This is a genomic window from Mariniradius sediminis (assembly GCF_021491425.1).
In the GTDB taxonomy this organism is placed as follows: Bacteria; Bacteroidota; Bacteroidia; order Cytophagales; family Cyclobacteriaceae; genus Mariniradius; species Mariniradius saccharolyticus.
On sequence record NZ_JAKEVZ010000008.1, the window covers coordinates 180,979 to 203,136 of the forward strand.

General features: G+C 46.6%; 22 protein-coding genes. 10 read left to right on the forward strand and 12 right to left on the reverse strand.

All coding sequences use genetic code 11. The annotated features are described in order from the left end of the window. Positions 1-32 precede the first annotated feature (32 nt). The 4 genes from L0U89_RS11990 to rlmD all read right to left on the reverse strand — a co-directional run bounded on the left by L0U89_RS11990 (position 33) and on the right by rlmD (position 3,830). Complete coding sequence (locus tag L0U89_RS11990) at positions 33-1,091, reverse strand: FecR family protein (RefSeq protein ID WP_234861736.1); 1,059 nt, start codon at positions 1,089-1,091, stop codon at positions 33-35. 117 nt (positions 1,092-1,208) lie between these two features. Further along, positions 1,209-1,811, reverse strand: a complete 603-nt coding sequence (locus L0U89_RS11995; RefSeq protein WP_234861737.1) for an RNA polymerase sigma factor — start codon at positions 1,809-1,811, stop codon at positions 1,209-1,211. Between the two features lie 238 nt (positions 1,812-2,049). Further along, entirely contained in the window at positions 2,050-2,427 is a 378-nt protein-coding gene (locus L0U89_RS12000; protein WP_234861738.1) for a hypothetical protein, read from the reverse strand. Continuing rightward, the gene (gene rlmD, locus L0U89_RS12005) at positions 2,424-3,830 is read right to left on the reverse strand and encodes a 23S rRNA (uracil(1939)-C(5))-methyltransferase RlmD (protein WP_234861803.1); all 1,407 of its coding nucleotides are present in this window, start codon (positions 3,828-3,830) and stop codon (positions 2,424-2,426) included. Before rlmD ends, L0U89_RS12000 begins: the two co-directional genes overlap by 4 nt. 87 nt (positions 3,831-3,917) lie before the next feature. On the opposite strand from rlmD, the gene L0U89_RS12010 reads away from it, so the two are divergent. The 6 genes from L0U89_RS12010 to L0U89_RS12035 all read left to right on the forward strand — a co-directional run bounded on the left by L0U89_RS12010 (position 3,918) and on the right by L0U89_RS12035 (position 12,831). Then, positions 3,918-4,688: a DUF3592 domain-containing protein gene (locus tag L0U89_RS12010; RefSeq protein ID WP_234861739.1), complete on the forward strand. Its 771-nt coding sequence runs from the start codon at positions 3,918-3,920 to the stop codon at positions 4,686-4,688. 64 nt (positions 4,689-4,752) lie between these two features. Next, positions 4,753-5,565: an SDR family oxidoreductase gene (locus L0U89_RS12015; RefSeq protein WP_234861740.1), complete on the forward strand. Its 813-nt coding sequence runs from the start codon at positions 4,753-4,755 to the stop codon at positions 5,563-5,565. A gap of 9 nt (positions 5,566-5,574) precedes the next feature. Further along, positions 5,575-9,516, forward strand: a complete 3,942-nt coding sequence (locus L0U89_RS12020) for an AAA domain-containing protein (protein WP_234861741.1) — start codon at positions 5,575-5,577, stop codon at positions 9,514-9,516. 234 nt (positions 9,517-9,750) lie between these two features. Further along, entirely contained in the window at positions 9,751-11,100 is a 1,350-nt protein-coding gene (locus L0U89_RS12025; protein WP_234861742.1) for an alanine/glycine:cation symporter family protein, read from the forward strand. After that, on the forward strand, positions 11,093-12,202 hold the full coding sequence (locus L0U89_RS12030; protein ID WP_234861743.1) for a glycerate kinase family protein: 1,110 nt from the start codon (positions 11,093-11,095) through the stop codon (positions 12,200-12,202). The genes L0U89_RS12025 and L0U89_RS12030 overlap by 8 nt, the downstream gene beginning before the upstream one ends. A gap of 89 nt (positions 12,203-12,291) precedes the next feature. Further along, the gene (locus L0U89_RS12035; protein ID WP_234861744.1) at positions 12,292-12,831 is read left to right on the forward strand and encodes an outer membrane protein; all 540 of its coding nucleotides are present in this window, start codon (positions 12,292-12,294) and stop codon (positions 12,829-12,831) included. A 34-nt stretch (positions 12,832-12,865) separates the two neighbouring features. On the opposite strand, the gene L0U89_RS12040 is transcribed toward L0U89_RS12035, so the two are convergent. From L0U89_RS12040 to L0U89_RS12050, 3 genes are read right to left on the reverse strand one after another with little or no spacing between them, the layout of a single operon-like run. After that, positions 12,866-13,255, reverse strand: coding sequence for a DUF302 domain-containing protein (locus L0U89_RS12040; protein WP_234861745.1), 390 nt, complete (start codon positions 13,253-13,255; stop codon positions 12,866-12,868). Between the two features lie 60 nt (positions 13,256-13,315). Beyond that, a complete protein-coding gene (locus tag L0U89_RS12045; RefSeq protein ID WP_234861746.1) occupies positions 13,316-13,837 on the reverse strand; it encodes a lipocalin family protein in 522 nt (173 codons plus the stop codon). A gap of 60 nt (positions 13,838-13,897) precedes the next feature. Further along, positions 13,898-15,097 carry an exo-beta-N-acetylmuramidase NamZ family protein gene (locus L0U89_RS12050; RefSeq protein ID WP_234861747.1) on the reverse strand — a complete coding sequence of 400 codons (1,200 nt, stop codon included), beginning with the start codon at positions 15,095-15,097 and terminating at the stop codon, positions 13,898-13,900. Between the two features lie 40 nt (positions 15,098-15,137). On the opposite strand from L0U89_RS12050, the gene L0U89_RS12055 reads away from it, so the two are divergent. Further along, positions 15,138-16,355, forward strand: a complete 1,218-nt coding sequence (locus L0U89_RS12055) for an ABC transporter permease (RefSeq protein WP_234861748.1) — start codon at positions 15,138-15,140, stop codon at positions 16,353-16,355. Here L0U89_RS12055 and L0U89_RS12060 read toward each other — a convergent pair. Beyond that, positions 16,342-17,085: a polyprenol monophosphomannose synthase gene (locus L0U89_RS12060; RefSeq protein WP_234861749.1), complete on the reverse strand. Its 744-nt coding sequence runs from the start codon at positions 17,083-17,085 to the stop codon at positions 16,342-16,344. The genes L0U89_RS12055 and L0U89_RS12060 overlap by 14 nt on opposite strands. A 91-nt stretch (positions 17,086-17,176) precedes the next feature. On the opposite strand from L0U89_RS12060, the gene L0U89_RS12065 reads away from it, so the two are divergent. Next, positions 17,177-18,064 (forward strand): ATP-grasp domain-containing protein, encoded by an 888-nt coding sequence (locus L0U89_RS12065; RefSeq protein WP_234861750.1) that lies wholly within the window; start codon positions 17,177-17,179, stop codon positions 18,062-18,064. A 34-nt stretch (positions 18,065-18,098) separates the two neighbouring features. Here L0U89_RS12065 and L0U89_RS12070 read toward each other — a convergent pair whose 3' ends face one another. The 4 genes from L0U89_RS12070 to L0U89_RS12085 all read right to left on the reverse strand — a co-directional run bounded on the left by L0U89_RS12070 (position 18,099) and on the right by L0U89_RS12085 (position 19,726). Continuing rightward, positions 18,099-18,869, reverse strand: a complete 771-nt coding sequence (locus L0U89_RS12070; protein WP_234861751.1) for a YdcF family protein — start codon at positions 18,867-18,869, stop codon at positions 18,099-18,101. Between the two features lie 94 nt (positions 18,870-18,963). After that, positions 18,964-19,224, reverse strand: a complete 261-nt coding sequence (locus tag L0U89_RS12075; RefSeq protein ID WP_234861752.1) for a hypothetical protein — start codon at positions 19,222-19,224, stop codon at positions 18,964-18,966. Further along, positions 19,224-19,430 carry a hypothetical protein gene (locus L0U89_RS12080; RefSeq protein ID WP_234861753.1) on the reverse strand — a complete coding sequence of 69 codons (207 nt, stop codon included), beginning with the start codon at positions 19,428-19,430 and terminating at the stop codon, positions 19,224-19,226. Before L0U89_RS12080 ends, L0U89_RS12075 begins: the two co-directional genes overlap by 1 nt. A gap of 20 nt (positions 19,431-19,450) precedes the next feature. After that, a complete protein-coding gene (locus tag L0U89_RS12085; RefSeq protein WP_234861754.1) occupies positions 19,451-19,726 on the reverse strand; it encodes a hypothetical protein in 276 nt (91 codons plus the stop codon). On the opposite strand from L0U89_RS12085, the gene L0U89_RS12090 reads away from it, so the two are divergent. Together L0U89_RS12090 and L0U89_RS12095 are read left to right on the forward strand one after the other, a co-directional pair. Then, positions 19,707-20,894, forward strand: a complete 1,188-nt coding sequence (locus L0U89_RS12090) for a hypothetical protein (protein ID WP_234861755.1) — start codon at positions 19,707-19,709, stop codon at positions 20,892-20,894. The genes L0U89_RS12085 and L0U89_RS12090 overlap by 20 nt on opposite strands. A gap of 27 nt (positions 20,895-20,921) precedes the next feature. Then, the gene (locus tag L0U89_RS12095) at positions 20,922-21,896 is read left to right on the forward strand and encodes a polysaccharide deacetylase family protein (RefSeq protein WP_234861756.1); all 975 of its coding nucleotides are present in this window, start codon (positions 20,922-20,924) and stop codon (positions 21,894-21,896) included. The last annotated feature ends 262 nt before the right edge of the window (positions 21,897-22,158 follow it).

The window sequence follows — 22,158 nt, forward strand, 5'->3', positions numbered from 1 at the left end:
GCTGGTAGGTCGCTTTGTTGTGGTTTGTTCCGTTAGGAAGGTTTCTCTTGATGTTTCATAGGCTTGTTTGTATTAAAGTCCAGCATTACATTTTTCGCATTTATTTCATAAGTAAAGTCAACGGAATAGCTCAATGCCTCGAGGACGTTGCTCAGGTACTCGTTGGGGCCAAATGTCCCCGAACACCGATATGTGGGCAGATTTGTCCTTGTAGGCACATCAAACTGGATTCCGTACCATCGCTCAAGTTCTGTCAAGACTTCGTTGAAAGGGACTTTTTCGAAGTGAAGAATACCGTCCTGCCAGCTAAGGGCTCCTTTCAAATCAACTTTTGATTTCAAGATTTTGGAAGTTTTTGGATCGAATCGAACACCCTCCCCTGGGTCCATCAAGATTGCGGGAGTCGATGGCAGATTGTCCTCGACTTTTACTTTTCCTGTAGCTAGGGTCACCTGTACCGGTGCTTCGGCGCCATAGGCTTTGATGTTGAAGCTTGTGCCTAGCGCAGTCGTGGTCAGGTCGTGGCTGACCACTGAAAAGGGATGCTCAGCATCTTTCACCACTTCAAAAAATGCTTCGCCTTCCAATTCGATCACCCTGTTGGTGCTGAAGTCCTGTCCGTATTTGATCTTGCTGTCGGCGTTCAAGGTTACCCGCGAGCCATCAGGTAACACGACGAGTTTCCTTTGACCAGGCGCTGTCGCCTTTATGGAAGGGGCAATTGGTTCGACATGAGCAATTGGGGGTTCTGATGGAGTCGGGTTTAACGAGAAAAATGCGAACCCAAAGGCAGTAAGCAGGACGACAGACGCCGCTACTCCAAACCAAACCTTGAATTGTATTTGTTTTTGGGGTTGAAGAGTTGGATTGATCGTATTTGGATCAACAAAACCACGGGTTTTGTTAAGGTTCTTTCTTTTTGGAGTTCGTATGTCGACTAGCTGATTTTCTTCCTTCCAAACTTCTTCGATCATGGAACCCATCTGAGCCTCACCCTCAGCAGAGTTGATCCAATCCATCATGGATTTGGCATCTTCTCTGGAAAGTTTCCTTTCAAAAAACTTCCTTATATCCTTTTGGCTGTATTTCATGAATTCCTGTTTCTATTATATAGCCACAGGTGGTTCGAATTACTTAGACCAGGGTCAAAAAAAATTTGATTTTTTTTCTAATGATGGTGTTTCGAGGCGTATTTATTGCTTAACGCATTAGAAAATTTGGAAGAAGGTCACTATTACAATAGACTTGATTGTGAGGATATGTTCGCTCAGGAGCTTTTCCTTTAACCGTTTGGTTGCGGCATAAATATGGCTTTCCACCGTTCGTTTCGAAATCCCCAACCTGCTGGCGATGTCACCTGCACGCATATCCTCGGCGGTTTTCATCATAAAAACTTCTTTCTGGGCTTTGGGAAGTTTTTGGATTAAGGAAAAAGAGTACTGCTCCATTTCGGAAAACTCCAGTTCATTCTCCGTTTCGCGCGTCTCCTCCTGGAACATTTTGAGCGAATATTTTTCGTAGGCTACTTTCCGTGCTTTTGCCTGTGCTTTTTTGATCATCATAGATTTGAGGATCGTAAGCAGGTATGCATTGAAAGATAAATCGGCCTTGAGTTGGGCGCGGTTTTTCCAAATCACCAAAAAAACCTCTTGCTGCAATTCCTCTGCATCCTCTTGGGCAAGGCCCATTTTCTTTGCTGTATTGAGGATTTTTGGGGCAAAAAAATCAAATAACAAGCTGAATGACCTTTCGCATCCTTCGCTGAGTTGCAGCACGAGAATAGAGATGTCTGATGGCTTGATTGGGTTCATTGTATAGGTTTGATTTTGTGATTTTGTGAACCAAAATCAATGTTGGCAAAGAGCCGATACACTGAAATTTTCTTTGGCCGCAAAAGCAAACCTTAATATATGCATCTTTTATTCAGATTGCAATCGTTTGCAATCGATTATATTTTTCTCTTTTTGTAAGTGAATCAATATGGCTTACCAGCGGAAAAGAAAAAAGGTGGACTCCTGATCCACCTTGACATTGATGAAGTTTTATTTTTTAGTCCTCAGGATAGGGAATGTACACGAAACTGGTAAAAACCCCATCCATTACAAATAGGCAACAAAACTCATCTGGGTTTTTGTAGGCCTTTTGGAAATCCTCCAAAAGCTCATCCGCGATGAGCTTCCGCTGTACAAACTCATCCACGTAGGTGATGTAATAATTCCAATCGAGGTTTTTGTCCTCTTTTCCCAAAAGCAATTGCCCGATGGGCTGTGTATCTTTTGATATAGGGAAGATTGGGAAATCGGAAAATTTCCTGCTGCGTACTTGGTAGGAAGCTTCCTTCAGTATATCGGAAATCTTCACAAAGTCCTTGGTAATCGTACCGAGGTACTTCCCGCTCAGTTCGGGATCGTTGAAATCTGAAATCATGGTTTGAGTCTTAGGCGTACAACGTTTTCGACATGGTAGGTCTGTGGAAACATGTCCACGGGCTGGATTTTTTCCACTTGGTATTTTTCTGCGAGCAAGGCAATATCCCGGGCTTGGGTCGCTGGGTTGCAGCTCACGTACACGATGACCGGGGCAGCGAGTTGGAGTAGCATCTTGACGACGTCTTCGTGCATGCCGGCCCTTGGCGGATCGGTAATGACGACATCGGGTTTGGGGTGCTTGGAAGCGAATGCAGGTGTCAGGATATCCTTCATATCTCCCGCATAGAAGCGTGTATTGTGGATATTGTTGATTTTGGAATTGAGCTTGGCGTCTTCGATGGCCGCTTCGACGTATTCGATGCCGATGACTTCTTTTGCTTGCTTGGCGATAAAGTTCGCAATCGTGCCCGTTCCTGTGTAAAGGTCGTACACAACTTCCTCGCCTGTCAAGCCCGCATATTCCCTTGCCACTTTGTACAGTTCAAAAGCTTGCAGCGAGTTGGTCTGGTAAAAAGACTTAGGCCCGATCCTGAATTTAAGGCCTTCCATTTCTTCTTCGATATAATCCTTCCCGGCATAGGTGACGATCACTTGGTCGTGGAACGTCTCGTTTTTCTTGAGATTGATGATATAAAGGAGTGAGGTGAGGCTTGGGAATTTTTCATGCAGAAATGCCATCACCTTCTCGATGCCTTCCGGGTCATCCTCCCCAAACTGAACAATCACCATGCTTTCTCCCGTACTTGTCGTGCGGATAATCAGGTTGCGCAAAAGGCCGACTTGGTTCCGCAAGTCATAAAAGCTCAAGCCTTCATTAAGGGCAAACTCCTTGAGGTTGTTTCTTACTTCATTTGACGGTTCGCTTTGCAGATAGCAGTGCTCGATGTCGATGATTTTGTCAAACATCTTGGGGATGTGAAAGCCAAGGGCATTCCGTTCAAACGCCTTTCCCGAGTTGATTTCCTCTCGCGTAAGCCATCGGCTATTGGAGAAAGTGAAGTCGAGCTTGTTGCGGTAGTATTGGGTTTGTGCTGAGCCGATGATGGGATTTACTTCGGGGATGGGCACTTTTCCGATACGGGTAAACTGGTCCACGACCTGCTGGCGCTTGTAGTCCATTTGGAGATCGTAGTGGATGTGCTGCCATTTGCAGCCGCCACAGATGCCGAAGTGACCGCAAAATGGCTCCACACGGTCCTTGGAGTATTCATGGAAATGAATCGCCTCGCCTTCCATAAAGGAGCTTTTGCCACGGTTGATGCGCACATCCACGAGGTCGCCAGGAGCCGCGTTTTGTACAAAGACCACCTTCCCTTCGTGATGGGCCACGCATTTTCCCTCAGCCGCTATCCGCTCGATCCGCAGGTTGTGGATCACCTTGTTTTTCATCTTTCTCGACATGGCCGCAAAAATAGGTAAAAAGGGGAGGGGCAAAGAAGCATTGGTGGAATATTTGATTCGCCTCATTAATTGTCTATTTTAAACCCCATGGAGTTAATTCTAATTAAAGGATTTGATGGTGGGGAGGAGCTGATCTCGAACTATGCAGCCTGGGAGGAAGTTGAAGCCTGTTTTGACACAATTGACTGGCATTCTTTTCACATCCTCATTTTACGAAAAGATAACCAAAATTCGGTCGATGTAGGCGGAAGCCTAGTGGACGATGGTTTGTCTGCGTCTATGATGGTAGCAGGAACAGTGCACGTTATAGAGAATCCTCCAGAGAATCTGAGAATGGCAAAGCAAATCCTTAAAGCCTATTTTGATGACTCTAAGTTGGCTTTTGAGAGATATTTCATAACCAAAGGCGACGACCCCAAGTATAAAGTCTATTCATACCAAGGAGAGTGCAGGAGGGTTAGAAGTTGGATTTATGGATTAGCTATCATAGCAATAGTAGCAATACTTGGATATCTGACGTTGGGAGATGAGCTGCGATTTATCGGCAAAGACATAGACCATGCTAGGGCTAAAGTCGTGGACATTCGACTCCAACCGTTTGGAGGCAGGTATTTTTTTCAGAAAGTCACCTATGAGTATACTCTAGATGGGGTTCCATATTCGGGTCAGTTCACGGCTGGAAAGCGTCAAGGATACATGCGACTCGGCGATGAAATAAAAGTGCGATACTTAAAATCGGAGCCGTCTGTGAGTGACTACGTGGGCAAGTTTGTGAAAGTAGAAAAGCATCGATTAAACTCAAGTGTGGAAGCGAAAAGACAAAAACACCTTGAAAAGGAACCTAGAGATAGTTTATAGGATTTGCTTTTTCTGATATTTTCTTCCCCTCCAACTTCTATATTTACCTGCAAACTTGCATTTCATGAAATTCAAAAATAAAGTTGTCCTTATCACCGGCGCCACTTCGGGCATCGGGGAAGCCTGCGCTTTTGCCTTTGGCAAAGAGGGTGCGAAGGTCCTCATTACCGGCCGTAACCAAGGCAAATTGGATGATTCGCTCCTCAAACTCCAACAAGCAGGGATCGACGCGGTCGGCATTTTGGCGGACGCAGGTTCGGAGGAAGAAAATAAGAAAATGGCCCAAGCGGCAATCAAGCATTTTGGAAAAATCGATATCCTGATCAACAATGCGGGTATTTCCATGCGGGCCCTTTTTGAGGACCTGGATTTGGATGTGTTTCGAAAGGTCATGGACACCAACTTCTGGGGAACAGTCTATGCGACAAAATTCTGCCTCCCTGAAATCATCAAAAACAAGGGATCCATTATCGGCATTTCCTCCATTAATGGCTATCGCGGTACGCCCGCCCGAACAGCCTACACAGCAAGCAAATACGCCATGAACGGTTTCTTCGAATCACTTCGTACCGAAGTCATGAAGCGTGGGGTGCACCTCTTGGTGGTCGCACCGGGATTTACAGCTTCCAATATCCGCAACAGCGCCCTCACCGCCGACGGTTCGGTTCAGGGAGAATCCCCACGCGACGAGCAGAAAATGATGACTTCCGAAGAAGTGGCTGACGCGATAGTCACGGCAACCCTGAAGCGCAAACGTGACTTGGTGCTCACCGGACAGGGCAAACTCGCCGTCTTCCTCAATAAATGGATGCCAGGAATCATGGATGGCATCGTGTACAACCACATGGCCAAGGAAAAGGATTCGCCTTTCAAGTAACCTTCGACAATGCTCAAAGATACCCTTCAGCTTTACCTCAATCGTTTGGTGGATCTTTCCAGCCGCAACAGGTCACTCTACCTTCCGCGATTGGTTCCCAGCCAAATGATCGACCTGAAGGATTTTGATTTTCTCAACCAGCATCCCGCCTATCAATACATCGAATCCTTGATCGGGCGCAAAAAGGAAATCCAACTCTTGCCTTTTTCCGACCCGAGGGACAAAAATGTCAATACCCTTTCCCAACGACTCAAACGTTTGTCGCATTTGGCCCAAATGGCAGAGGCCGAAACGGGCGAGAGAAGCCTTTACGTAGCATGGCCATTTATCGAGGGCAAAACGTTGGAAGGCCAAGTAATCCGCTGCCCACTGATGTTCTTTCCGGTAAGTTTGGCATTGGAGGGGAATCATTGGATTCTGAAAAAAGACCTTGGCGATGCGCCCTTTTTGAATCCTGCATTCCTCTTGGTCTATGCTCAGGCTTATGGAAAGGAGATGGGTTTCATCGGGGAGGACAATCCCTTGGAGGGTTTTTCGAATGATCCCCTGCTTTTCAAAAATGAGCTCTACGAATTGGTCAAGGAGCATTTCAGCCTACAATTCGGTACGGACTTGTATGAGGAAAAGGTTTCGTCTTTCCCAGACAGTGCCAAATCAGTGGACGAAGACAGGCTCCAAATAGGCAAGCTCCAATTGAAGCCATATGCGGTTCTCGGCCAGTTTTCCCAGAAAACTAGCTTTTTGATCGATGATTATCGGGAATTGCTTGCAGGGGAGGAGGGTGCCGATTTGGAGGAGTTGTTCCACAGGTATTTTTCTGCAGAGGAGGAAAAAAACACACCCGTCCGCGAAGACCAACTCTACACCGTGTTCCCCTTGGATGCCAGTCAGGAGGAAGTGGTACGTGCGGTGCGGGAAGGCAGGTCCTGTGTCGTGGAGGGGCCGCCGGGTACCGGCAAGTCGCAATTGATCAGCAACCTCGCGGTCGATTATATATCGAGAGGGAAAAAAGTTTTGATCGTTTCCCAGAAGCGGGCCGCTTTGGATGTGGTTTACAAACGCCTGGATGAAATCGGATTTGGGCCTTTTTTGGCCTTGGTGCATGATTTTCGTGCCGATCGGAAGGATTTGTACAAAAAGATCCACAACCAAATCCTTGCAGTCGATACCTACAAGGAAATGAATATCGGTATTGATGCCATCCAACTGGAGCGAGAGTTTTCGCGGCTTTCCCGTTTGGTGGATGGGCATTCGGAATACTTCGCCTCACTCAAAAAAGCACTCTTCAATACCGAGGAATGCGGCGTACCGATCAAGGAACTCTATTTGGGTTCGAAGCGGGACGAAGAGTATTTCGACATGACGCACCACTACCGGAAGTTTCCGGCCGAGAAGGCCGGTGAGTTTGCCCGCAACCTCAGCCAATACCAATACTATTTCAGAAAATTCCAATCCACCGATTCTTTTTGGCTACACCGGGTCGATTTTGGGGCTTTTTCGCCCTCTATTTCCAATCGAATCAAAGAAGTAGTCAGGGAGATAGCTGCCTTGAAGTCCGCTTTTGAAGCTGACTTTGCACATTTGGAGTCCTTTGACTTGTCGTTTCTGTTTTCATTTTTCGAGCAAAAGGACACATTGGTCAAGCTTACCAAGCTTTCCAAAGACAAGGAAATCTGGGAGGTCTTGTGGGACCTGCGGGAGATTGGGAAGGGCCAGATAGATCGGGAATGGTTGGAGGAGCATTTTGAGAAGATATTCCTGTTGTTTGACGAACACGGCATCGAATGGTACAGCAAGGACAATGAAGCCGATGAACTTTTGCAGCTGACCTTGCTTTTCAGGGAAAAGAAAAGGGGCTGGCGAAGGCTTTTGCCGGATGTGTTTGGGCGAAAGCGCTTCCACGAGGTGTACCGCCTGCTAATGGAAAATGACCTCGACAGCAACCGCTCAGGCATCGATCTACTGATCAAAAGGCTGGAAAACCGGCTGAACCTCAACCACTACTACACGATTTTGGCTGAGAAGCCTTGGTTGGATTTGCCAGCGAAACCATTCAGCGCCGATCAGTTCCAGCATTTTTCCCATCTCTACCGCCGGGCTGTCGGGGGAAAGGAAATGATGTGGAGCTTCGGTACCCTTGCAAGGTTCCTCTACGAAAAAACGAATTCTTCTACCCAACTTCTTGAGCGGATTACGATGCTCTTGCGGCATATTGAGGAATTTGAGCAAAAGATCCCCTATTGGTCATTGTACCTCAGCAAGGTGCAGATCCAGCATTTGGTTTCACATTCCGACAATGCCTTTTTCGAGTTTGTCTTGGAGGATATCGGGCAGAGTTTCGATGATTTGGTTGCCTTTGACCGGCTTCGGGCGGCTTTGAGCGAAACGGAAATAGATTTGATGGACCGCTTACTGAAAACCTATCCCGGGCAGGACTTTGAAGCGATTCGGGGCAAGTTTATGGCAGGTCTCAAACTGGCTTGGATTGGCCACATCGAGGCAAAATACCCCGTGCTGCAGGAAACGAGTGGTCCCAAGCCCTTGCAGTTCCAAGAGGAATTTATGGACTCGGTCGAGTCCAAATGGCAGCTTTCCCGCTACATCGCCGAGATCAGGTTGCGGGAGAATACCTACAAAAACCTGGAGTATAACCGCCTCGGCAATCGGGTCACGTACCGTGATTTGGCCCATCAGGTCAGCAAGCAGAAGCGCATTTGGAGCATTCGGCATCTGGTGGAGCATTTTGAGAAGGAGATTTTCAGGTTGATTCCCTGTTGGTTGGCTTCCCCCGAGACCGTTTCAGCACTTTTTCCACTGAATCAATCTTTTGATTTGGTGATTTTTGACGAATCATCCCAATGCTATGTCGAGCGGGGCCTCCCCGCCATGCTGCGTGGAAAGCAGGTCGTCGTGGCGGGCGATACGTATCAATTACGACCCTATGACCTTTACCAAGTGCGGTTGGAGACGGAAGATGAGGGCATCGAATCCGAAACGGAATCGCTCTTGGAACTCTGCTCGGCCTATTTTCAGAAATATTGGCTGCAAGGACACTACCGCAGTCGGCACTTGGGATTGATTCATTTTTCCAATGAGCACTTTTATGAAAACAAACTCCAAATGCTGCCAACACGGGACTCTGTCAATGCCAAGGAAATCCCTTTCGAATGGATCAAGGTCGATGGGATTTGGGAAAAGCAAACCAATGAGGTCGAAGCGCATGAGGTTTTGCATCGGGTGAAGACAAGTCAAAAGCAGCACCCGGACGATAAGATTGGCGTGATCACCTTCAATTATTTCCAAATGGAGTTTATCCACGAACTTTTACTACAGGACGGCTCCTTGGACATGGATAGGATCGCCGTGAAAAACATCGAGAATGTCCAAGGGGATGAGTTTGATCGGGTGATTTTCTGCATTGGATACGCCAAAAACAAAAAGGGCAAGTTGATTGCCAATTTTGGGACGCTTTCCAAAAAGGGTGGCCTCAACCGCCTCAATGTGGCGATCACAAGGGCTAGGAAAAAAGTCAGCGTTGTGACGAGTCTGCTGCCAACGGACTTTTCGACCGATCAAGTCAAAAATCCGGCGATTGCCTTGCTGAAAAATTACCTCCAATACGTCCGCAGTGTCCATGATGGGGCCGAAATCGTGATCCAAGAAGATGCTTCTTACCGGTTTAAATCCTCTTGGTCCTTGGCGGAGGACTTGTTGGGCAGTTACGAAGGATTCGATTTGGCCAAGTTTCCCGCTTCGAAGTGGATGGACCTTGCCGTGCGGATCGACGGCCAATGGGAAAAGGCGCTACTTACCGACGATCGTAGACTCCACGATTCTTATGGCCCCAAGGAGGCCTTTGTCTACCAACCGCTGCAGCTGCGGGAAAAAGGCTGGCCCTATCAGTTCTATTTCAGCAGGCAATTTTGGGTTGGGAGAGGCGTGGAGGAGTAGGGGAGGTTTGGGGGTTTTAGAGGTTGAAAGGTTTGAAGGTTTGTTAGGGGGGATTGAAAGATTGGAAAATTGAAAGATTGGAAAATTGAAAGATTGGGAAATTGGAGGATTTTCATCGTGAAGTTGATTGTTTTTTCGATGTAAGGAATCCTTCTTTTCAGGGGCAGCGCGGATGCTATCATTTGCCTTTTCCAAAAAATGCCCTTAATATGCCTATTCATTTTATAGAAGGAAATGGGAGATTTTATCATTCAGTTCAGTAATTGGATTTGGGATACGCCGATGCTCGTCCTGCTGATGGGCGGAGGGTTTATACTATTTGTGTATTCCGGGTTTGTGCCTTTCAGGTATTTTGGACATGCGCTCAAGGTCGTCAGTGGCAAGTACGACGACCAAAACCTCCCGGGGCAAATTTCTTCCCGACAGGCCTTGTCTGCCGCCATTGCGGCGACGGTGGGCCTTGGAAACATCTCCGGTGTGGCTATTGCCATCAACATGGGCGGGCCGGGAGCAGTGTTTTGGATGTGGATTTCTGCTTTTGTCGGAATGGCCACCAAGTATTTTACCTGTAGCCTCGCGATCATGTACCGGGGCAAAGACAGCGCGGGCGTAGTCCAAGGCGGCCCGATGTATGTGATAGAGCACGGAATGGGCAAGAAGTGGAAGCCTTTGGCTATACTATTCTGCGTCGCAGGAGTCCTTGGTTTGTTGGCGATTTTCCAAGCAAATCAGTTGACGGAGGTGACGCGGACCGTAATACTCAAACCGTATGGATTGGATGCAGGGGATACCACCAAGTGGATCCTCGGTATCGGTATGATGCTGGCAGTGGCAGTCGTGATTTTGGGTGGTATTCAAAGGATTGCTGTGGTTGCCTCCAAGTTGGTTCCATTCATGGTGGTGGTGTATTTTGCTACCGTCTTGATCATCATGTTGAAGTTTTATGACAAGATTCCAGCGGTTTTTTGGCAGATTTTGGAAGATGCATTTACAGGAAATGCTGTCATGGGAGGCGCTGTTGGTGCTGTGATGGTGATCGGGGCGAGGCGTGCGGCCTTTTCCAATGAAGCGGGAATCGGTACCGCACCCATGGTGCATGGCGCGTCCAAAAACAATGAGCCAGTGCGGGAAGGGATGATCGCGATGTTGGGTCCCTTTATCGACACGGTCGTCGTTTGTTCCTTGACGGCATTTGTGATATTGATTACGGGCGTTTGGGAAACCACGGAAAACGACGGGGTGACATTGACTTTGGCTGCTTTTGAAATGGGCTTACCTGGTATCGGCAAATACCTTTTGATGCTTTCGGTGCTGACATTTGCGTTGTCCACCATGTTCACCTATTCGTACTACGGACACAAATGCTTCAATTACCTCTTCGGTGCTGACAAGGCCAACTACTATAATTATTTCTATTTGGTCACGATTGTGTTTGGTGCTGTGGTATCATTGAACGTCGTGGTAAGTTTCATTGATGCGATGTATGCCATCATGGCGATTCCGACGATGATTTCGACGCTTTACCTCGCCCCGAAAGTGAAGGCTGCTACGAAGGATTATTTCATGCGCTTCGGCAATGGCTAGCCGCCAAAAGTTTCTGATTGCCCCCAATGCCTTCAAAGGTACGATCGCAGCGGACCGTGCGGCTGATTTGATCGCGGATGCAATTTTGGGGAAAACACCCCATGCGATCATTGACAAATTGCCGATTGCCGATGGCGGCGATGGTACTTGTTTTCTGCTGGGAAAAGTGCTGGGATTGCAGCAAGTGGATTGTATGGCTTTGGATGCTTTGGGAAGGCCTGTCCATGGATACTATTTTTTGGACCCGAAAAATCTAACAGCCTACTTGGACGTTTCGACAGTCTCAGGTATCAGGCACCTCAAGCCTGAAGAACGCAATCCCCATGTGGCAAGTACCTTTGGAACCGGAGAACTTATCGTCAGCGCCATTCAATCCGGTGCGAGCCATATTGTCCTCGGCTTGGGTGGTTCGGCCTCGGTAGATTTGGGAACGGGGATACTGAGGGCTTTGGGATTTCTTTTTTTGGATGAAAAAGGCAGGGAAATCCCTGTATTCTCGGATGGCTTTTTCTCTAAAATCAAACATGTGCAAGCACCTATCCAAAGAAATCCAATTCGGTTTACCTGTCTTTGTGATGTGCAGAATACCTTTTTTGGCCCGCTAGGAGCTGTACCCGTATTCGGGCCTCAGAAAGGCCTTTCCATTGCCGATATTCCTGCTTTTGAGTCGGAGTTGGCGAGGATCGTGAAAATGCTGATCAGGAAATCAGGAAAGGCGTTTACCGACCAAGCTGGTTTTGGGGCTGCGGGGGGTATTGCGCTTGGCTTGTCTTTGTTTTTTCCGGTTGAAATGCAAATGGGAGCCAAGTGGTTTTTTGAGAAAACGAATTTGGAAGAAAAGTTGGTAGATGCCGATTGGGTAATCACTGGAGAAGGCAAATATGATGGCCAATCGGAGGGTGGAAAGGGTTGCTTTGAATTACTTCAATTGGCGAAAAAGCATCAAAAGAAAATTGCCCTGATTACCTCCGGTTCGGAAATTCCCGCTTCGGGGTTTGATAAATGGATACGCCTTCCTGACTTGGATATGAAAGCTGGAAATCTGGTCGAAATGGCCGAAGAGGAACTGGAAAGGGCTGTCGAATTAACTCTGTGGGACTAAGTGAAAATACTTGGATTACTGACTTTTATCATGCTTTTCTGGCTGTGAATTGTTTACCTTTTCTCTGTCAAAAAAAACGAAAACTATCTATGAAAAAGCTCATTCTTCTACTTGTTTTACTAGTGCCTGTCTCCTTCCTTTTTGCCCAACAAAGCCGGGTTCAATTTGGTGGTGGGTACGTATTTGCAAACATCGAGGACGCCAACAGCAACGGTTCTGGCTGGAGAATCAATGGTAATTATGAGTATCAGCCAGCTGGCGGCTGGGTGGCGTATGGCGTAACCGCGGGCTACGTCAGTATCGTGGCCAATAACAACGGCAATGAGTACACGGTGAATACGGTTCCGATTTACTTTACGCCGAGATTTTTCTTTGGAGAGGGAAACTTCAAACCCTATTTGAAAGGCGTACTTGGATTCCAGTTTTCCGATATCAAAAGGGAAGGTACCTTGACCACGTTTACCGGAAAGGACTCAGGGTTGAACTTTGGTGCCGGCGCGGGCCTGCAGTACAACACCAGTGGCAACCTGTTTCTCAACCTGGATTACGAATTGATGTACGTAATGAACGGATTCTACCGCGATGGACTACTCAACTCGGTCAATCTAGGTATTGGATTCAACTTCTAACCAAAAAAGCCGGGAAAATCTCCCGGCTTCAATTTTAAAGACCAACTATCACCCGTTTCAGTTTTTCATAGATATCCCGGGCGAAGGGTTCGACCTCAGGAATTCCAATCCCTCCCATGGCCGCAATCGGATCGACTGCCGCGACCTCGATGTTTCCATCTTCCAGGGTCCGTACCGTGACATTGCAGGGAAGAAAGGCGCTGATGTGTGGATCGATACCAAGCACTTTGTCGGCATAGTTTGGATTGCATGCTCCGAGAATCACAAAAGGACGGTATTCTTTGCCCAATTTGTTTTTCATTGTTGCTTGGATATCAATCTCAGTTAGGATTCCAAACCCTTCGGATTTCAGGTTTTCGACGGTTTTCTCTTTGGCCTTTTCGAATGATATTCCACTGAGCGTTTTGTTGATTACAAATGTCATGGTTCGGCTATTTTTTTCCTGAATATCCGATGCTCAAACGCTTCAGATCTGTAACGAATGTTACTTTGTGAAACGGACGGTCACATCCACCTGGACCTTTTCGGGAATTCCGTCATCCGTGATATCATCGTTTTCAACTTCGGAGAACTTGATTACCAAGCGGGTTTGGTTCAGTTCCAAGACTTCCACTTCATCTGTGATGCCTCCCGAAGTCAATTTCAAAATGGTCTTCGCAGCATTCAGTTCATAAGTGCCGGAGTCCTGTACGGTCCCGTTTTCCTTTACTTCGTATTTGCCGTCGTTTGTAAAAGTGATTGTGGAGTTATTGAGCGGAAGCTCGCTTTCAATGCTTCCTTTCAAGAATGCCTCGAGTACTGCTGCTTCACTCGGCGGATAATCCAAATCGTTGATAAGAAAGTCAATGAGTGGCTTGTCATTGATCTTGATGTCAAAATCCAAACTGTTGAAATTCCAAGTAGCAACGATCTCCGGAATTCCAGGCTCTTCATCATCGTTGCAGGCGGTGGTCAGCAACAATCCCAAGAGTAGTGTTGCCAGCCAAAGGTGTTTTTTGAGTAACATGAGAGAAAAGGTTTAAAGTGGAAAAATTTGAACAAGGGCAAAACAAGGCCCTAATTCCTTTTACGGATAAAGGAGGTATTTCGATCTCAAAATGTTATACAATTCCAATTCTTTTTTCCAGCTTTCCCTGATTTCAGATTCGGACTTCCCTGCTAGGATATCTTTGCGGAGTTGGTCGGAACCGGCCAGTTTGTCGAAGAAGTTGTTGAAGAACTTTTCCTTTTTGCCAGAAATCTTGTAGGCTTCAAGTAGGTATTCCAGAGTGAAACGATGATCAAGGGAAGTATTGCGCAGGTCCCTGCCGTAGCATTTTTTGTCCTGTTGGGGTGGGGTTTTGGACATGCCCGGAATGCTTACAGGAGTGAAAGTGAATTCACCAAACTTCGGGTCAGGATAGCCATATACTTGGAATGGATAGTAGGTGCCTCTTCCCAAGGAAACGTCCGTCCCCTCAAAATAGCAAAGGGAAGGATACAGCCTGATCGCGACGTCATTGGGTAGATTTGGGGAAGGCTTGATGGGGAGGCTGTAACGCATGGAATGGTTCCAGTTTTTGACGGGAATCACCTGGATGTCCGCTTTGGCTTTTCCTTTGAGCCAACCTTCACCATTGATCATTTTGGCCAATTCACCGACGGTCAGACCGTGGACTACCGGAATCGGATGCATGCCCACGAAGCTTTCGTACCCAGGTTTCAAAACGGGTCCGTCCACATAATCTCCGTTTGGATTAGGTCGATCAAAGATCATGAGCGGTTTTTTGTTTTCAGCACAGCTTTCCATCACGTAGTGCATGGTGCTGATATAGGTATAAAACCTGATGCCCACATCTTGTAGATCGTAGATAAGGATATCGACATCCTTCAGGGTTTCTGCCGAGGGCTTTTTGTTGTTGCCATAAAGCGAAACGATCGGCAAACCAGTTTGCTTGTCGATCTCGGAATTCACGACTTCGCCCGCATCTGCTTGCCCACGAAATCCATGCTCAGGAACAAAAACCTTGGCGATCGTGACGCCTTCTTTCATGAGAAAATCCACCAGGTGCATATTGTCCCGACTTGTCAACACGGCCGTTTGGTTCACGATCAGGCCTACGCGTTTTCCTTTCAACAAGGGCAGGTAAAGCTCGGGTTGGTCGGCAGCGGGAAGGATGGGAGTCGCCGATTCTCCTGCTTCGGGAATGCCTACAGGGATTGGTTGATGTGATGAGGAAGCCTGCCACAAAATTGCTGCTAGGATGAGTATTTTCAAGGTGTTCATGATTACTTTGCAGATCGATTGACCTAAATAAAAGAATTCGTTGAATCTTTCCTATTTCATTGCCAAGAGAATCAGCTTTAAGGGGACAGGTGGCTTTACCGGCACCATCCATCGGATTGCGGTTGCTTCGGTGGCAATTGGGATCATCGTTTCGCTGATTTCCTTCATGATTTTGGGCGGGTTTCAGCAAGAGATATCGAAGAAGGTTTTTTCATTTACCGGACATTTTCAGGCACAAAAGTTTGTCGCCGGCAACGCCTTTGAGGAAAGTCCAATCTCCGTAAAGGGTGATTTTTTCAAGAACTTCCCCAACAATCCTTTGGTCAAACATGTACAGGTCTATGCCCACAAACCCGGTTTGCTCAAAGGAGACGAGGAGGTCGAGGGGGTATTGATGAAAGGCGTGGGAAGGGATTTTGACACGCTTGGATTCAAAAATTCGATTGTTGAGGGCCGATTCCCACAGTTTTCGGACACCGCCGCAAGCAATGAGGTAATCATCAGCCGAAAGATTGCGGACAAGTTGATCCTATCAGTTGGCGACCGCATCACGATGTATTTCGTGCAGGAGCCGCCCCGCTATCGGAGGTTGGAGATTGTGGGCATTTATGAGACTTTCCTCGAAAACTTTGATGACAAGATCATCCTCGGCGATATTCAAATGATCCGAAATCTCAATGGCTGGAAGGAAGATCAGGTGGGTGGTTTCGAGATTTTTGTCCATGAACCTGGCAGACTGGACGCGATGGAAGAGGATTTGTACGACGCTTTGGATTATGACCTCAAGCTGATCAAGGTGACGGATAAGTACCTCGAGATATTTGACTGGCTCAAGTTGCTGAACAACAACGTGTATATTTTCCTAGGTTTGATCCTCTTTGTAGCTGCCTTCAACATGGTGTCGATCTTGTTTATCCTGATCATGGAGCGTACGCAGATGATTGGGATTTTGAAGGCCCTTGGATCGAGAAACAAGCAGATTAGGCAAATCTTTGTTTGGAACGGCGTTCGTATCATCGCCAAAGGATTGCTAATCGGAAATGCGATTGGAATTGCTTTCGGATTTATTCAGGATCGATGGAAGGTGATTCAGTTGGATCCGATGAGTTATTACATGGCCTTTGTGCCGATTGATTGGAATTGGCCGGTGTTTTTATTGTTGAATCTGGCGGTGCTGCTCGTGACTTCGCTGGTGCTTTTTATTCCGGCCATGCTGATTTCCAATATTCAGCCGATCAAATCGATCAGGTTTGACTAAGGGGGTATTTGCGAAACCAACTCCTGATTTTCATATAAATCACACCAAAAACGGCCTCCCGAAAAATCCGCGTATTCATTTTGGAAGTTCCTTTGGTTCGGTCTGTAAAAATGATCGGAACCTCCTTGATTTTGAATCCAAGCTTCCAAGTCGTGAATTTCATCTCGATCTGGAACGCATAGCCGATGAAGCGGATTTTATCCAATTCCATCGTGGACAATACGCGCGCCCGGTAGCATTTGAAACCCGCGGTCGCGTCCTTGATAGGCATGCCGGTAATGAACTGTACATACTTGCTGGCGAAAAAAGACATCAAGACCCTACCCATCGGCCAGTTGACCACATTTACGCCGGTGATATAGCGTGAACCGATCGCGAGGTCAAAGCCCTCTTTGGCACAGGCTTCATACAAACGGATCAGGTCATTTGGATTGTGGGAAAAATCCGCGTCCATTTCAAAAATGTATTGGTAACCGTTTTGCAGCGCATAATGAAAGCCCGCGATGTAGGCAGTCCCCAAGCCCAGTTTTCCGGTTCGCTGGATCAAATGAATCCGTTCTGGAAATTCGGCCATGAGCTTTTTGACTTCGGCTGCGGTACCGTCTGGAGAGTTGTCATCGATGACCAAAAGTTCAAAATCCCCTGCCAATGCCATCACCGCCTGGGTAATATCCCGGATGTTTTCGATCTCATTGTAGGTTGGAATAATGACTAATTTCTCTTTCTTCATGGCTATGGGAGCCCAAAAATAGGATTAATCGCCCGTATTTTCCGAACCTGCAAAATAAAATGCTAACATTGCGCCCGAAAAGCCCCTGTCAATGTTGAAAGTTGCTGTCATTACCTACCATGCTCCTGAGGCCAATCATGGCGAAAATGTTGTGGACGAAGACAAACTCGTCGAAAGCGTCCTGCGCGAGTTGGGCGTAGAATTCAACTTTGAAGTATGGTCCCACCAAAACGTCGATTGGAGCCAATACAGCCACCTTTTGATGAAGTCTCCTTGGGATTATTTCGATCGATATCCGGAGTTTTTGTCTTGGTGCAAAAGAATCCAAAGTCTTAGGATACCGGTTTTGAACGATATAGAGACGGTTATCTGGAACTCGGACAAAAGGTATCTGGCTGATGTTGAGGCAAAGGGTTTCCCTATCGTGCCCACCCATTTTCTTGCAAAAGGCGAAGTAGTTGATTTGGAACCTGTCTTTGATCGTTTCCAAACCGATACGTTGGTCTTGAAACCATCGGTCAGTGGCGGCGCGAAAAATACCTTGAAATTGGATAGGGAAACGTGGAGGCAGGAATCTGAAAAGATTATGCACCTTGTTGGGGAGGAAGCGATGATGTTGCAGCCCTTTGTACCGCAGATTGCCGCAGTGGGAGAGTATTCCTATATTTTTTTCAATGGCAGATTTTCCCACGCGGTACTTAAAAGCCCCCAGAAAGGCGAGTTCCGCGTACAGCATTTCTTCGGCGGGGAAATCCACCCTTGGCTGCCGGTCGGTTCTGAACTTTCCTATATCCAAAAGATCGCGGATGAATTTGCTGCGGACAAACTCTATGCACGGATTGACGGTGCTTGGGTTGGGGATACGTTTTGGATTATGGAACTTGAACTGATCGAGCCGTACCTGTTTCTGTTTACAAATCCCAATGCTCTAGGTAATTACAGAAACGCCATTGCGAAGAAACTGAATATGGGTTCCTAACTCCCAACCTTTCAATTTTCCAATTTTTAAATTCCTAAATATACCCCGCCACCTTATACATCGCGATGCCAATCCATTCCTTGAAAAGCTTGTGCCACATCAGCATGGATTGTGGATCGGGGAAAAAAAGCACGGGGATATTGAAGCGCAGGTCTTCCCCATAGTAATCCACGGGGAAAATACTGGTCTGAAGGCCCACCTTGTCGAAGCAGGCTTTCGCCCGTGGCATATGCGAAGCTGAAGTAATCAAAAGATGTTTTTGTTGACTTGGATATCCCGAGGAATCGAGCAATTGCTTGCTGAAAAGCGCATTTTCACGGGTATTTTTTGCCAAAGGCTCAAGCAGGATTGAATCTTCGGGAACTCCCGCTAGTAGTAGCACATTTTTTAGAAGTTGGGCTTCGGGAGTATCTTGGCTTGGGTCGAGTCCCAGACCGCCTGTGATGAGGATTTTGTTGATTTTGCCCAGGCGATAGAGTTGCAGGGTGTGGGTGACTCGGTCCGCACCCCTTGCGAAGAAAGTGCGTTCACCGGAAGACTTGTTGATATTGGTAACGCCAGTCAGGATGACGCCGACTTCGTGATGTTCAAGATCATTGAAATCCACCACTTCAGGTTCCCACCAGCGCATCACGGAATTTGCCAAAAACTGATTGGAGAAAAGGTACAGCAACACGATACCGAGGAGAATGCTTTTCCGCCCAAATGGTTTTTTCCGCTTCCAAAAGCCGAAGGCCAAGAACAACAACACCAAGGTCAATGGCATCGCGAGGAAACTCAGGAACTGCGACAGGTAGAAAAACATGGACAACAAAAGATGTTTGCACAAAAGTAGCCCTGAAACAATAAAAAAATCAAAATCAGGAGCCTTGTTTAGCCTTGGAAGCTATATTGGGATATTAGAGATAGTAAAAGAAAAGAGCAATCAAAAGGGTAGCGATGATGAATACAGTCGTCCAAAAGCTGATACGTCGTGCGAATTCACGCCGTGCGAAGCGATGTTCTATCAGTTCGGAATAGTTTGTGGAATTGCGCTTTTCAATTTCCGGACCTGCTGGAAGGAAGGGATTTGCCTTTAGCCGATTTCTCTTTTTCAACAGACCAAGATTGTTCTTGATCATTTGATTCATCGTGGACATCGCTCCAAATCCGCTCATCATCAGATAATTTTGAAGATCAGTAAACCGATTGCAATCAGTGCCAAAATGCCAAAGAAAGCAAAAAATTGGAGGTTTCGCAGCGACTGTTTTCTGGCAAACCGATGTTTGATTCCCTCGTTTAGGAATGTTTTTTGGGCATTGATGTCCCGTTTTGGACCCAGATAGGGATTCTCCTGCATCTTCCTTCTGGACTTTTTTAAAGCCATGTTGTCCCGAAAGGATTGAATCATGTTGAAAGCCGATGTTCCTCCTGCCATATAGGCAAAATAAGAAATGTATAGTGAAAAGCAAAATAGTTTCTTTTTGTTGAGAACCTTTTTGCGTCAATGCTGGGATTATTTTTGTCAGTCAACCGCATCCATTGGGTACAGATTGGAAATACTTTCAAAATCCCGATGTTTGGATTTGGAATCCTTTTCTTGGGGATGATGAGCACATAGATTTCTTTGACTGCCAACCTTTCGATTTTCAATTTCCCGACCATGCTTGAGGTTTTTCTCACATTCATGATTTTGACGGGGCTGTACTTCTGGAACAGGAAGTTCGGCAACAGCCGTGGATTCCTGCCTTGGGAAAAGACCTTACTGCAGGTCTTATATGGCTATCACATGCTGTTTGCTGGAGTTTTCACATGGTATTTGCTGGAACATGGAGGCGATGCTGTTCGGTACTGGTCCTTGGAGGCAGATGTTTCCCAAAACCCAGTGAATTGGACGGATTATTGGGGACACGGGACATTTTTTCTCCAATGGCTCCATTATTGGCCTTCCAAGGTTCTTGGGCTTGAATTTTGGTTTGGGAATGTACTGTATGCCGGGATTTCATGGCTTGGATTTCGGGAGATTTTTTCCCTGATGCGGCCCTTCATAGCGAATTCGGGCAATCGCGTCCTGGTAGCAACTGGATGGTTGATTCTCTTTTTGCCCAATGCTCACTTCTGGTCTTCCGGAGTCGGCAAGGAGGCATGGTTGCTGCTTGGTCTGGCTTTGGTTTTGAAAGGGTTTTCCTCTTTGCGGGTAAACTGGTTCATTGCCGTTTTTGGTTTGCTGTTGGCATTTTGGGTGAGACCGGCGTTCGGGATCGTTTTGGGCTCGGTATCGTTCGTATTTGTCTTGGCGGATCGGAATTTGGGACTAAAAACAAAAGCCTTGGTTGGGCTCATTGGATTATTGGCTGGAAGTCTGGGTATTTGGAAACTCTCAGTCATGATGCATTTGGAGGACATATCTCTGGCGTCTATTCAGCAGTTTAGCGCATCGCAGCTTGATTTTTTGGCAGGATTCCAAGCCAGTTCCGAGATTCCTATGGCGGAATACAATTGGTTGCAGCGGTTTTGGGCGCTGTTGTTTAGGCCAAATATCTTGGAGGCATCGGATTTTTGGAGCTTTGCTGCTGCGCTAGAGAATATGGTTGGACTGGCATTGACGATTTCAGGTCTTATCGCAGTTTTATCTATTCCAAAATTCAAGCTGTTTGCTTCTTTACCCAAATTTCTGATTCTTGCCCTTTTCGTCTGCTTGGGCATGTGCGTGGTTTATGGACTGACCCTCAACAACCTCGGCATAATCATGCGTATGAAAAGCACCTACATGATATTTTGGTATTTTTCATTTTGGATGTTAGTCGTATTGCGAATAAAAAGTATAATTGCAGGAAAGGATAAGGATTGACTTTTTTCGCCAAATAATGATAATCGATTGAATACCGGGATTTTGACCATTTCTTTGGATTTTGAGCTGCATTGGGGACGTTTTGACAAATATCCCCTGAGTGGCTATGAAGCATACTATGCCCAAACCCGAGAAATTATACCGAGGCTTTTGGACTTGTTTGAGGAAAACAAAATTCGCGTGACCTGGGCGACCGTGGGCAGTCTGATGGCAGAAAGCCTCGAAGAATGGAACCACTTCAGTCCGGCCGTTTTTCCAAGCTACCAACTTGATAAGTTTTCGGCCTATTCTTGGGTGAAAAGCCAAAGAAACCTTCCGGGTGAAGCCCTCTTTGCCCCCAACTTGGTGAGACAAATACTGGACTGTCCCGGTCAGGAATTGGGAAGCCATACCTTTTCCCACTATTATACTTGTGAGAAAGGCCAAAACCATGAGCAATTCCGAATGGACCTGAAGGCTGCGGTCAGGATTTCGCAGGAGAAGTTTGGTAAATCACTGAAAAGCCTGGTATTCCCGCGAAATCAATATGACGAGCAATCGGTTCAAATCGCCGGGGAGGAAGGTTTTGAGTTTGTCCGGTCCAATCCTTCTGATTGGTTTTGGCAGCATACCGAGGAGGAAACCTTGGTCAAGCGGATATTTCGCACAGGTGACACTTTGATTTCGCTTGGAAAACAGAGTTTTTATCCAAAAAGCTCGTTAAGCCCATCCCGACCCGTGCGGCTACCTGCGTCACGATTGTTGAGGCCATACAAGGGGGATTCCATTTTGCATCGGCGGAGAATCGCGCGCATCAAAGACGAGATGGAAGCGGCGGCAAAATCCGGGCAGATTTATCACTTGTGGTGGCATCCCCACAACTTCGGTTTTTTTGCCGAAGAAAATATGGAAGGCTTGAGGCAGATTTTGACTTGGCAGAAAGTGCTTGAGATGCAGTATGGCATGCGGTCGATGCACATGGAGGATACGGCATCGGAAGTATTGGCCAAAGTCGGTACATAACAACTGTTAGACAGAGACTATCATGAAATTATTTCGAGACGTATTGAAATAATTATATTTTAACAGAAAAAGGTAAATTAATCATCAGATTTTTATTGAAATAAATGAAAAAATACCCCAAACAGGGTATTTTTTTTTATTTGTGCTTCCTCTATTTTTGACATGGGTGATTAAGCGACTTTTCGCATTGACTTTTTATCGAGCAGATCATTAAGTAGGTAGGGATTCTAAAACTTAAATTTTTTAGCCCTACTTTTTTTAT